This window comes from Aureimonas phyllosphaerae (genome assembly GCF_900113065.1).
In the GTDB taxonomy this organism is placed as follows: Bacteria; Pseudomonadota; Alphaproteobacteria; order Rhizobiales; family Rhizobiaceae; genus Aureimonas; species Aureimonas phyllosphaerae.
In genome coordinates, this window is sequence record NZ_FOOA01000018.1 from 68730 (window position 1) to 79484 (window position 10755).

At 66.4% G+C, this 10755-nt stretch carries 12 protein-coding genes; all 12 read left to right on the plus strand.

Features of this window, described 5'->3' with window-relative positions; translation table 11 throughout:
• Positions 1 to 34 precede the first annotated feature (34 nt).
• The 12 genes from BM175_RS17895 to BM175_RS17950 all read left to right on the plus strand — a co-directional run bounded on the left by BM175_RS17895 (position 35) and on the right by BM175_RS17950 (position 10438).
• The gene (locus BM175_RS17895) at positions 35 to 715 is read left to right on the plus strand and encodes a response regulator (RefSeq protein WP_090965474.1); all 681 of its coding nucleotides are present in this window, start codon (positions 35 to 37) and stop codon (positions 713 to 715) included.
• On the plus strand, positions 702 to 2174 hold the full coding sequence (locus BM175_RS17900; RefSeq protein ID WP_139224684.1) for a sensor histidine kinase: 1473 nt from the start codon (positions 702 to 704) through the stop codon (positions 2172 to 2174). The genes BM175_RS17895 and BM175_RS17900 overlap by 14 nt, the downstream gene beginning before the upstream one ends.
• Before the next feature lie 67 nt (positions 2175 to 2241).
• Positions 2242 to 3228, plus strand: coding sequence for a Bug family tripartite tricarboxylate transporter substrate binding protein (locus BM175_RS17905; RefSeq protein ID WP_090965478.1), 987 nt, complete (start codon positions 2242 to 2244; stop codon positions 3226 to 3228).
• 12 nt (positions 3229 to 3240) lie between these two features.
• Positions 3241 to 3681, plus strand: a complete 441-nt coding sequence (locus BM175_RS17910; RefSeq protein ID WP_090965480.1) for a tripartite tricarboxylate transporter TctB family protein — start codon at positions 3241 to 3243, stop codon at positions 3679 to 3681.
• A complete protein-coding gene (locus tag BM175_RS17915; protein WP_090965482.1) occupies positions 3681 to 5222 on the plus strand; it encodes a tripartite tricarboxylate transporter permease in 1542 nt (513 codons plus the stop codon). The genes BM175_RS17910 and BM175_RS17915 overlap by 1 nt, the downstream gene beginning before the upstream one ends.
• Before the next feature lie 13 nt (positions 5223 to 5235).
• Positions 5236 to 6147: a methylisocitrate lyase gene (gene prpB / locus BM175_RS17920; protein WP_090965484.1), complete on the plus strand. Its 912-nt coding sequence runs from the start codon at positions 5236 to 5238 to the stop codon at positions 6145 to 6147.
• A gap of 361 nt (positions 6148 to 6508) precedes the next feature.
• Entirely contained in the window at positions 6509 to 6988 is a 480-nt protein-coding gene (locus BM175_RS17925; RefSeq protein WP_244546061.1) for a hypothetical protein, read from the plus strand.
• Entirely contained in the window at positions 6979 to 7383 is a 405-nt protein-coding gene (locus tag BM175_RS17930) for a hypothetical protein (protein WP_175526902.1), read from the plus strand. The genes BM175_RS17925 and BM175_RS17930 overlap by 10 nt, the downstream gene beginning before the upstream one ends.
• Positions 7350 to 7883: a hypothetical protein gene (locus tag BM175_RS17935; RefSeq protein ID WP_244546062.1), complete on the plus strand. Its 534-nt coding sequence runs from the start codon at positions 7350 to 7352 to the stop codon at positions 7881 to 7883. Before BM175_RS17930 ends, BM175_RS17935 begins: the two co-directional genes overlap by 34 nt.
• A complete protein-coding gene (locus tag BM175_RS17940; protein ID WP_139224685.1) occupies positions 7861 to 8388 on the plus strand; it encodes a hypothetical protein in 528 nt (175 codons plus the stop codon). Before BM175_RS17935 ends, BM175_RS17940 begins: the two co-directional genes overlap by 23 nt.
• Before the next feature lie 80 nt (positions 8389 to 8468).
• On the plus strand, positions 8469 to 8738 hold the full coding sequence (locus BM175_RS23255; RefSeq protein ID WP_090965487.1) for a helix-turn-helix domain-containing protein: 270 nt from the start codon (positions 8469 to 8471) through the stop codon (positions 8736 to 8738).
• A 284-nt stretch (positions 8739 to 9022) separates the two neighbouring features.
• Positions 9023 to 10438, plus strand: coding sequence for an HD-GYP domain-containing protein (locus tag BM175_RS17950; RefSeq protein WP_090965489.1), 1416 nt, complete (start codon positions 9023 to 9025; stop codon positions 10436 to 10438).
• Positions 10439 to 10755: the final 317 nt, after the last annotated feature.

Sequence of the window (10755 nt, forward strand, 5' to 3'; positions counted from 1 at the left end):
GACCTCGACTCGTCCGTAGGCGAGAGACCTGTCCATGCGCATCCTCTTGGTTGAAGACGACCCCGACCTTGCCGTCTGGCTGAGCCGGAGCCTTGCGCAACGTGGCTCCGTGGTCGAATGGGAGGAGGACGGACGGCTGGCGGAGTTGCGGCTGAAAACCGATACGTTCGACGCGATCGTCCTCGACCTTGGCCTCCCCTCACTCGACGGTGCCTTGCTCCTACGCAAGTTGCGGGCGGCTGATGACGCCACGCCAACGCTGATCGTCACCGCGCGCGACGACCTTTCGAAGCGGGTGGAGTTGCTTCATGCGGGAGCGGACGACTTCCTTGCCAAGCCCTTCGCGGTTGAAGAGCTGGAAGCCCGGCTTGTGGCGCTGGTTAGGCGGAGTCATGGGCGGGCACGAGGCGTCTACCAATGCGGGGCATTGGCTTTCGACCAAAATGCCCAGCGCTTCACTCTCGATAGAGAGCCATTGGCGCTGGCTCCACGCGAGCACGCCATCCTGCGTGAGCTGATCCAGCGCGTTGGTGAGCCGCTGACCAAGCAGCAGCTTCTGGATCGTCTGGTGTCGACGGACAGCGACCTGCATCTGGAGGCGGTGGAGGTGATGGTCCATCGCCTGCGCCGCAAGCTCGCCGGCGCGAGCGTGCAGATCGTCACGTTGCGGGGCCTCGGCTACTTCCTGGAGGCGACCGAGAGTGGGCCTGCCTGACATGGCCGCGGCAGCGCGGGACGGCACGCGCCCGCTCTGGCTGACGCTCGCCCTGTGGACCGTTCCGGGGCTCGTGTTCCTGCTGGCGGCCGGCCTATGGCTTTCGGCGGCCTCGCTCCACGATCTGTCCGATAGCGCCTACGACCGCTCGCTCGCGGGCGCCATCCGGGCGATCGACCTGAACGTGTCCACCGAGAGTGGCGGCGTCGGGGTGGAATTGCCCTACCCCCTGTTCGAAAGCTTACAGGCGACCGCTTCCGGCGAGGTCTTCTACCGCATCGCGACCGACGACGGGCTGGTGCAGATCGGGGACGCGCTGCTTCCGCCGCCACCGTTCCTGGCGGCCGGCGAGATGCGCTTCTACGATGCGACGTACTTCGATCGGCCCATCCGGGTCGCCGCCTTCAAGCGCTCGCTCGATCGCCCCCTTTATGGCGCCGCAAGCGCGCAGAACATCATCATCGAGGTGGCTGAGACCACGGGCTCGCGTGAAGCGTTCCGCCGAGATCTCATTCGCCGGGCCATCTCGCGCGATGCGCTGGCCGTCCTCGTCGCCGCCGTCCTTCTGGCGCTGGGCGTGCGCTTCGCGCTGGCTCCGCTCACGGCCCTGAAGGATCGCCTCGACCGCCGCGAGCCGGACGATCGCTCGCGCCTCGACGAAGCGGGTCTGCCGCGTGAAGTGCGCCCACTCGTCGGGGCGATGAACGACCTTCTCCAGCGCCATCGCGAGCGGGGCGAGGCCCAGCGGCGCTTCATCGACGACGCCTCGCACCAGCTCAAGACGCCGATCGCCGTCCTTCGATCGCAGGTCGATTTCGCTCTTCGCTCGGCTGATCCCGAAGCGACCCGCCGGACGCTGGAGGCGATGCACCCGGTCATTGACAGGGCCGGGCGCATGACGACGCAGCTCCTGGCCCTTGCGCGAGCGGAGAACGCGCTGCTTCTCGACCCGTCGCAGAAGGCAACAGTGGATCTGCCGAAGCTCCTGCGCGAGGTCGCGTGGCTTCATTTCGCTGAGGCACGGCGCGGCCGCATCGATCTGGAGATCGAAGCCCCCGAAGAGCCCTTAGCGGCGCGTGGATCGGAGCCGCTTCTCTTCGAGGCGTTGAGCAACCTTCTCGACAACGCGCTGCGAGCTTCGCCGCGCGGCGGCCGTGTCGTTCTCCACGTGGCCCGCAGCAAGGGAGACGGATGGATCGATGTCGAGGTGCGGGACGAAGGGTCCGGGATGGACGCCGGCAAGATGGCACGGGCAGGGGATAGGTTCGGGGGTGGCTTGGATGCCAGTGGCGGCGGCATGGCGGAGCGCACGGGGCTGGGGCTTGCCATCGTTACGGCGATCGCACGCGCCCACGGTGGCGACTTGCGCCTTCAAAACAGGCCCGAAGGGGGGCTGGCTGCCGCGCTTCGCCTTCCGACACCGGCCGGCGATGCTGCGCTGCAACTGAAAGCTGGATGAAAGCTAACAACCGCTAAGGAGGCACACGGGCTGGGAGGCCCGCACCATTCCCTGGGAGGAACCCCCGATGAAGACCCTGATCCAGGCGGCGCTCGCCGCGGGCGCCGCTGCCGTGTCCCTTGCCGCCCTGCCGGCCCATGCCGAACCCGCCAAGCCCGAATGCATCGCGCCCGCCCAGCCCGGCGGCGGCTTCGACATCACATGCAAGCTCGCCCAGGCTGCGCTGAAGGAATCCGGCGCGCTGGAGGCGATGCTGCGCGTCTCGTACATGCCGGGCGGCATCGGCGCCGTCGCCTTCAATACGATCGCCGGCCAGCGCCGGGACGAGCCGGGCACGATCGTCGCCTTCTCCGCCGGCTCGCTCCTCAACCTCGCACAGGGCAAGTTCGGTGCCCACACGGCCGCCGACGTGCGCTGGGTCGCCTCGGTCGGCACCGATTACGGCGCGGTCGTGGTCGCGGCAGAATCGCCCTGGACCTCGCTGAAGGACATGATGGAGGCGATCAAGGCCGATCCGTCCAAGGTGATCCTGGGCGCCGGTGGCACGATCGGCAGCCAGGACTGGATGAAGGCGGCGCTGACCGCGCGCGCTGCCGGCATCGACCACAAGACCATGCGCTTCGTCGCCTTCGAGGGCGGTGGCGATTGTGCGACCGCTCTCCAGGGCGGCCACGTGCAGGTCTGCATGAACGATGTCGGCGACAGTCAGGCCGCCATCGACGGCGGCGCGCCGCTGAAGCTCCTCGCGATCTATTCGGCCGATCGCCTCGCCGGCAAGCTCGGTGAGGTGCAGACCGCCAAGGAGCAGGGCTACGACATCGAGTGGCCCATCGTGCGCGGCTTCTATGTCGGTCCGGAGGTTTCCGACGCCGATTACCAATGGTGGTCCGACGCCTTCGCCAAGTCGATGGCCGCGCCCGGCTACGACAAACTGCTCGCCGACCGCAATCTTCTGCCGCTGCCGATGACGGGCGACGCGCTCAAGAGCTTCGTCGACGAGCGCGTGGCGACCTACAAGGAACTCGCCTCCAGCTTCGGCCTCGTCGCGAAGTAAGGGACGGGCGCCATGAGCAACGACAGAACGCTCGGGGGCCTGGCGGTGCTCATGGCCCTCACCCTCGTGATCTTCGGATGGGGGCTCGCCGCCCCCTTCGCCTACGAACCCGTCGGCCCCCGCGCCTTTCCGATGATCACCGCGATCCTAATCGGGGCCTGCGGGATCATCCTTCTCGTGAAAGGGGGCGGGGCGGTCGAGCCGAATGCGGCCGGGGTCAACCGGGGCATCCTCGGCATCGCCGCCGCGCTCCTCGCCTACGCGCTCGTGTTCCAGTCGCTCGGCTTCGTCGTCTCCACCGCCCTGATGAGCGCCGTCGTCGCCCGCATCTTCGGCGCGACCTGGGCGCAGAGCGTGAGCACCGGCGTCGTCCTCTCGGTCGGCTCGTTCCTGCTCTTTGATCACGGGCTCGACGTCGTCCTGCCGACGGGCATCCTCGGAGACCTTCTCTGATGGATACGTTCGGCTTTCTCCTCACCGGCTTCTCGGTCGCCGCGACACCCATGAACCTCGCGCTCGCCGCGCTCGGGGCCATGGTCGGCACGATGGTCGGCGTCCTGCCGGGTCTCGGGCCGGTCAATGCGGTGGCGATGCTCGTGCCGGTGGTCTTCGCGCTCGGCCTGCCGCCGGAATCCTCGATGATCTTGATGGCGTCGATCTATATCGGCTCCGAATATGGCGGGCGCATCAGCGCCATCCTCATCAACGTACCAGGCGAGGCGTCGGCCGTGATGACGGCGCTCGAAGGCTATCCCCTGTCGCGCCAGGGCAAGGCCGGCATCGCCCTGTCGCTTTCGGCCTGGACCTCGTTCGTCGGCTCGATGCTGGCGACCGTCGGGATCGTCGTCGCCGCGCCCATCCTGTCGCGCTGGGCGCTGGCCTTCGGGCCGGTGGAATATGTGGCGCTGATGGTCTTCGCCTTCGCCTCGCTCGCCGGCCTTCTCGCCGACCAGCCGGTCAAGGCGCTGTTGGCTGTGGGCGTCGGGCTGGCGCTCTCCACCGTCGGCATCGATCCGAACTCGGGCGTCTTCCGCTACACGTTCGACATGCCCAACCTCATCGACGGTATCCAGTTCGCCACGATCGTGATCGGCCTCTTCGCGATCTCCGAATTGCTGCTCCTCTACGAGAGCCACCGCGCCGGCATCCCGACCAAGGTCGAAAGCATGGGACGCAGCCTGTTCAACCTCGCCGAGATGCGCCTGACCGGCATGGCGACGCTGCGCGGCTCGGTGATCGGCTTCTTCATCGGCCTCCTGCCGGGGGCCGGGGGCACGGTCGGCTCGGTGCTGGCCTATTCCACCGAGAAGCGCATCGTCGAGCGGCAGGATCCGGCCGGCGCCCGCTTCGGGCGGGGAGACCTTCGCGGCCTCGCCTCGGTGGAGGCAGCCAACAACAGCGCCTCCAACTCCAACTTCATCCCGATGCTGACGCTTGGCATTCCCTCCTCGGGAACGACCGCGATCATGCTGGGTGTGCTGACCCTCTACAACATCACGCCCGGCCCGGTGCTCTTCACGAGCCAGCCGGAACTCGTCTGGGGCCTCATCGCCTCGCTCTTCATCGGCAACGTGATGCTGCTCGCGATGAACATCCCGTTCGTCGGGCTCTTCGCCCGCATGCTCTCGGTTCCTGCCTGGACGCTGGTGCCCTTCATTGTCGTGGTCAGCGCGGTGGGCGTTTATTCCGGCAAGTCGGCGGGCTTCGATCTCGTGCTGATGGTGGTGGTCGGCGTCATCGCCTGGTGGCTGCGCCGACTGTCTGTGCCGATGGCGCCGCTGATTCTCGGCTTCGTACTCGGCAAGATCCTCGAGCAGAACCTGCGCCGCGCCCTGTCGCTGTCGGCGGGCGAGGTGTCGATCCTCTGGTCGAGCTGGATCGCCGTGGTGCTCTGGGCGGCGGCGGCGCTGATGCTTGTGATGCCGATGGTCTTCGCCCGCCTGCGAAAGCCCGACGCGCCGCGAGCGGTCGACGCCCGCCTGCCGCAGGAATGAGGACGGCGCGGCCATGAGCTATCTCAGTGACCTTGTCCAACGCGAGCCGGCCGGTCGCCGGCTCCGGGAACGCCTCCAGCAGCCCGGCATCCTGCGCTTGCCCGGCGCCCATAACGGTCTCGCCGCGCTTCAGGCGCGCGAGGCCGGCTTCCAAGGGCTCTACCTGTCCGGTGCCGCCATGAGCGCCTCGATGGGCTTGCCCGACCTCGGCATCATGACGGCGGCCGACGTCGCCTTCTTCGTCCGGCAGGTGGCGGGCGCCTCGGGGCTGCCCGTGGTGGTCGACGCCGACACCGGTTTCGGCGAGGCGCTCAACGTCATGGCGACGGTCGCCGCGCTGGAGACGGCCGGCGCGGCCGCCGTTCATATCGAGGACCAGATCCTGCCCAAGAAGTGCGGGCATCTCTCCGACAAGCGGCTGGCAAGCCCCGGCGACATGGCCGCAAAGGTCGGGGCGGCAGTCCGGGCCCGGCGAGATATTCTCGTGATCGCGCGGACCGATGCGGCGGCGAGCGAAGGGCTGGAGGCCGCCATCGCCAGAGCCCGCCTCTATCTCGAGGCCGGCGCCGACGCGATCTTCCCGGAGGCCCTGACGAGCGCCGAGATGTTCCGCGCCTTTGCCGACGCCTTTCCGGGCGTGCCGCTCCTTGCCAACATGACCGAGTTCGGCCGCACGCCGCCCTTCACGGCGGCTGAGTTCGAGAGCTTCGGCTATGCCATGGTAATCTGGCCCGTCAGCTCGCTGCGTGTCGCCGCCAAGGCGCAAGAAGAGCTGTATGCCGCGATTGCGCGGGATGGCGCCGCAACCGCCATGCTCCCGCGCATGCAGACGCGGGCCGAACTCTACGAGACGATCGGCTATTTCGATTACGAGGCGCTGGACGGCCTGATCGCCAGGAGTACGATTTCAAAATCGCGGCAATGACCTCACGCTCCGTTTGGCGGCGGTGCGGAAGTCAGGGCGCCGATACTGTGCCAATGTCCGCTTTGGAGGACACGCGAGGCCGCGCTCGGCGGCTTTGAAGGGTCGATATTGGTAGACCACTCTTCGTTCTTTGTAGGGCTATCAACTCGCTCCAGCGGTCAGAAGGCTCCGCTGTTCCTCCAAGTTTTTGATCGCAGGCGAGGCTTGGCTGCCGCATTCTGGGTTTTGGTTCGCGCGTGGCCCAGTTTGCGGTTTCGGCAAGATCTCCGAATAACGTCTTCTGGTTGTTAGATATCAACCGAAAGTTTCGCACACGCCTTGCGAGTGATGATGGTTCGTCAACACGTTTACGAGCTCACTCATGTCACGCATCAGAAAGGCATTCTGGGTCACGACGACACTGGCAACAGGATCCCTTCCTGCCAGTGCCCAGGCCATCACCAACACCGTTACGTTCAACGGCACCGTCACGACGACCTGTGCCATCAACGTCGTCAACGGCACCGGCGTCATGACGACCAACGGCACGCTGAACAATCTCAGCTCCAAGAACGCCGGCGGATCCCCGGCTCAGGTCTCGATCACCACCACAGGTGGTGTGCGCGTCAGCCTCGACGCTGTGACCGCTGCGACGGTGCCGGCCGCTGACACGGGCACGACTACGTGGGCACCGGTCTATTCGTTGACCGGGACGCAGACCGTCGCCGAGACCGGCAACGCGACCCTGATGACAGGGTCGGGTACCAGCAGCATGAACATTCATCTCACAGGGACGAAGCTCAGCACGGACGCCTTCCGGGGCGGCAACTACTCGGCCACGGTGACCGTGCGATGCGAGTGAACCCTGTTGCCATCCCGTCAATCCTGGCGCTGGCCGCCCTACTCGTTGCCGGTGGTGCCCGGGCCCAGTCTCTCACCCCGATGCGCGGCGAAGTCCGCAGCGTCAGCGACGCGTTCGCCGTGCGGGTCTTCCCGTCGAACCCTTACGACCGTCCGATCCGGGTCGAGGTCTACGTCTACGATCAGGACTTCGTGCCCGTTTCGAATGTGCGCGTGTCCGCCAGTCCGCTGATGCTGGCGCCCGAAGCCTCGCGTCCCGTGATCGTCATGGTGCCGTTCGAGGGGCGGGCGACGCGCAAGGTGCGCGTGTGCGCCGAAAGCATTCCTTTCCCCAACTCGCAGACCCAGGTGAGGGCTCAGATATGCGGCAAGTTCCTCGGCAAGCGCTTGTCCTGATCGGCGCGGGGCTGACGGCATTCAGCCTGTCAGGCGTGCTCGCGGCACAGGCGCGGGCGGAAGACCGGTACTACCTCAACCAGAGCCAGAGCGGCTTCAACCTACCGGGCGTCTCGCTGCCGCAGGGCCAGGACGAGGTTCGCGCCGCCGACGGGACCACCTGCCGCTCGGCGGTCGGGGGATCGGGCGCCTATCTCGATGTCGGCGCGATCAACGGCAACGGCAGTGGCAACGAGTATGACAATGGCAACGTCGCGACCTACGGGCGTGTCGTGATCCCGTTGAGCCGCGGCGGCAAGCGGCTGAACTGCACCGAGCTCTACGATCTCGAGATCGCGCGGCTTCGGGCCGAGTTGAAGCTGCTGCAGATGGGGTTGTCGTCCGGTCCCCTGGAAATGGTGTCCTCGACGAATGCACGAGCGCCTAGCGGCGAGGCGAGTGGCAATGGTGCCAACTGGGCGAACGAAGGCTGGAGTGATGGCAAACCGAAGCGCAAGTGACCACCGGCTTGCGCGTGTGTCGAAGCGGCTGGCCCTCGGCGCGACGCTTTTCGCCACTTCGGCCGGGCCGGCTGCAGCGCTGGTCGACGCGACCATCGGCACCTGCACGATCGTCGTCTCGTCGCCGGGGACGCTGACCGCCTCGACGGACCTGAAGTCGCTGTCGTCGACCAACCCGGGCGGCCGGGCGGCGCGCGTCAACGTCACCACCCTTCTGAACGGCGGCGTGCCGCAGTCGACGTGCACCCTTCTGGTTCAGGTCAACTGCTTCCGCGTCAGCTTCGTCCCGCCGACGAGCTTCGCGTTCGCCCCGGCAGGCGCCGACGGCAACGTCCAGTTCACCGGCCAGATGCAGCCGCAGGGCGGCGCATCGCTTCTCGACCTCCTGTCGGCCGTGGTGCTGATGGGGACGCAGAACATTGACCTCACCCTTACAGCCACCAGGACAGCCGGCGTGTTCACGGCCGGAACCTACCAGGCGCAGCCGACGATCCGCTGCGAGTAGGCGACGCGCCCAGACGCTCGCGCATCGAGCCGTGGCGGACAGACAGTCCTCTTCCTCGACCGAACCCAAGGGGCATTATCATGACGCAACCCGATCCGACTGACGTCCACGTTGGCCGCATCATCCGAGCCAGGCGGATGGCCAAGGGGCTCACCCTTGGTCAGCTCGCTCACGGCATCGGTGTATCGCACCAGCAGGTGCACGAGTACGAGAAGGGCGCCAACCGTGTCAGCGCTTCGACGCTCTACCGGATGGCAGGGGTCCTGGGCATCACGCCGGATGCCTTCTTCCATGACCTCAGCACGCCTATGCCTCCTCCCGCTCCACCTGTCGAAAGCCGACCCGGCTGATGACGGTAGTCCGAGCGAAGGATCGACCGAATCGGCGCGCTTATCCGCCCCGCTCGTTGAGCCAGCAAGTCGTCGGTTCCGGTATGCTAGGGCTATCGCTGCACGCGGTTTGGCTCGGCGCAAGGGCTCCTCACGAACCGAAGGGTAGAAGCAATCGCATCAGCTTTGAGGATTGCCATTCGGTGCCTGTTCACCGGTACGCCGGATGGCCAGATACAGACAACGAACTGGCAAGGCCATGATGGTCTGATCCGTGAACGGCAGTTGGGCGAGAGCTTTGAACAATGCAGCAGGTTCGCGAATACGAGCAGGCGGATGGGGTCATCTCGCTGGCCAACCTGCTCGGCGCTTTGAGCTACGCTCTCGATCTCACGGAAGGCCAGCCGGTTGGCCACTGCATTCGCTCGACCTGGATCGGCATGCGCATCGGCCGGGCGATGGGTCTGCCCGACATGCAGCTTTGGGAGCTGTACTACACCGTCATGCTGAAGGACCTCGGCTGCTCCAGCAATGCCGCGCGGATCTGCGAGCTCTACCTCTCCGACGATATCGCCTTCAAACGAGACTCCAAGACGCTGGGCGACAGCTTTCCGAAGGTCCTCGGCTTCATCCTGTCGCATACGGGCCGGCGATCCAAGCTCGGCGATCGCCTGCGCGCCGTTCTCAACATCGTCCAGAACGGCGAGGCGATCGTCGACGATCTCATCCAGACGCGGTGTCACCGCGGCGCCGAGATCGCGGCCAGCCTGCGCTTCCCGCCCTCCGTTTCCGACGGGATCCAGGCGCTCGACGAGCACTGGAACGGCGAAGGACGGCCCGATCGCCTCGCGGGGCCGGCCATTCCGATCTACAGCCGCATCGCGCTTCTCGCGCAGGTCGTCGACGTCTTTCACACGGCCGCCGGCCCGGAGGCGGCGATCAGCGAAGCGCGAGCCCGATCGGGCACCTGGTTCGATCCTCATGCGGTGGCATGCTTCGAGCGCGTCGCGGCCGAGCCGGACGTCTGGGCGACGCTTGCATCCGACGGCGTTGCGGATGCTGTGTTCGCGCTGGAGCCCGGCCGCAGTCTGATCGCCGTCGATGAAGCGTATCTCGACGACATCGCGCGAGCGTTCGCGCAGATCATCGATTCCAAGAGCCCGTTCACTTCCGGTCATTCCGAGCGCGTGTCGATCTACGCCGACATGATCGCTGCCGAGCTGGGATACGCACCCGACCGGAGGCGCTGGCTGCGGCGCGCCGCCCTCCTGCACGACATCGGCAAGCTCGGCGTCTCGAACGCGATTCTCGACAAGAACGGCAAGCTCGACGACGAGGAATGGCGCGAGATGCGTGCCCATGCATCGCTGTCGGAAAGCGTTCTCTCCCGCGTTCCCGTGTTCCAGGAGATGGCGCGGATCGGCGGCGCGCATCATGAGCGACTGGACGGGAAGGGGTATCCGCGGGGCCTTGCGGGAGCGCAGATCGAACTCGACACCCGGATTGTCTCGGTCGCCGACGTCTTCGACGCGCTGACCGCCGATCGGCCGTACCGTGCTGCCATGTCCGTCGAGAAGGCCCTGTCGATCATGCACGCCGATGTCGGCGCAGCCTTCGACACGCTCTGCTTCGAAGCGCTGAAGCGAGCGATCACGGCGATCGGAAGCGATCTCACACGCATTGGGTTTGCGACACAGGGCGACACTGAACTCGCGGCATAGTCCGTTGAGTGGCTGATCCGGATACGACTGGCGTGCGTAGCTGGCCGTCCGCACGCCAGCATGGAGATGTGTCTGCTCTCGGAAGCGACCCCTCGATGCTCGAGTGGCAGTGATGAGTCGAATGGCGTCGCGTGGCATTTGGACGTCCGCTACGCGGGCATGAAGGGGCTCGGTCGGTGACGTGACCCCCAATTTTCATCCAGCGGGAACGAGAGTCCTGTTGTGATCTGAGCCATCGTCGATGGCGGTTGCAAGAGGCCGAAGCGCGGAGCCGTTGTTGAGCGCAGCGTTTCGGCCGGTGGTTTCGGTAATGGTGC

Excerpts from the sequence above, each read along its gene's own strand:
- prpB (WP_090965484.1), top strand. The coding sequence starts at position 5,236 with ATGAGCTATCTCAGTGACCTTGTCCAACGCGAGCCGGCCGGTCGCCGG.
- BM175_RS17935 (WP_244546062.1), top strand. The coding sequence starts at position 7,350 with ATGCGGCAAGTTCCTCGGCAAGCGCTTGTCCTGATCGGCGCGGGGCTG.
- BM175_RS17950 (WP_090965489.1), top strand. The coding sequence starts at position 9,023 with ATGCAGCAGGTTCGCGAATACGAGCAGGCGGATGGGGTCATCTCGCTG.
- BM175_RS17905 (WP_090965478.1), top strand. The coding sequence starts at position 2,242 with ATGAAGACCCTGATCCAGGCGGCGCTCGCCGCGGGCGCCGCTGCCGTG.
- BM175_RS17940 (WP_139224685.1), top strand. The coding sequence starts at position 7,861 with ATGGCAAACCGAAGCGCAAGTGACCACCGGCTTGCGCGTGTGTCGAAG.
- BM175_RS17915 (WP_090965482.1), top strand. The coding sequence starts at position 3,681 with ATGGATACGTTCGGCTTTCTCCTCACCGGCTTCTCGGTCGCCGCGACA.
- BM175_RS17895 (WP_090965474.1), top strand. The coding sequence starts at position 35 with ATGCGCATCCTCTTGGTTGAAGACGACCCCGACCTTGCCGTCTGGCTG.
- BM175_RS17930 (WP_175526902.1), top strand. The coding sequence starts at position 6,979 with ATGCGAGTGAACCCTGTTGCCATCCCGTCAATCCTGGCGCTGGCCGCC.
- BM175_RS17925 (WP_244546061.1), top strand. The coding sequence starts at position 6,509 with ATGTCACGCATCAGAAAGGCATTCTGGGTCACGACGACACTGGCAACA.
- BM175_RS17910 (WP_090965480.1), top strand. The coding sequence starts at position 3,241 with ATGAGCAACGACAGAACGCTCGGGGGCCTGGCGGTGCTCATGGCCCTC.
- BM175_RS23255 (WP_090965487.1), top strand. The coding sequence starts at position 8,469 with ATGACGCAACCCGATCCGACTGACGTCCACGTTGGCCGCATCATCCGA.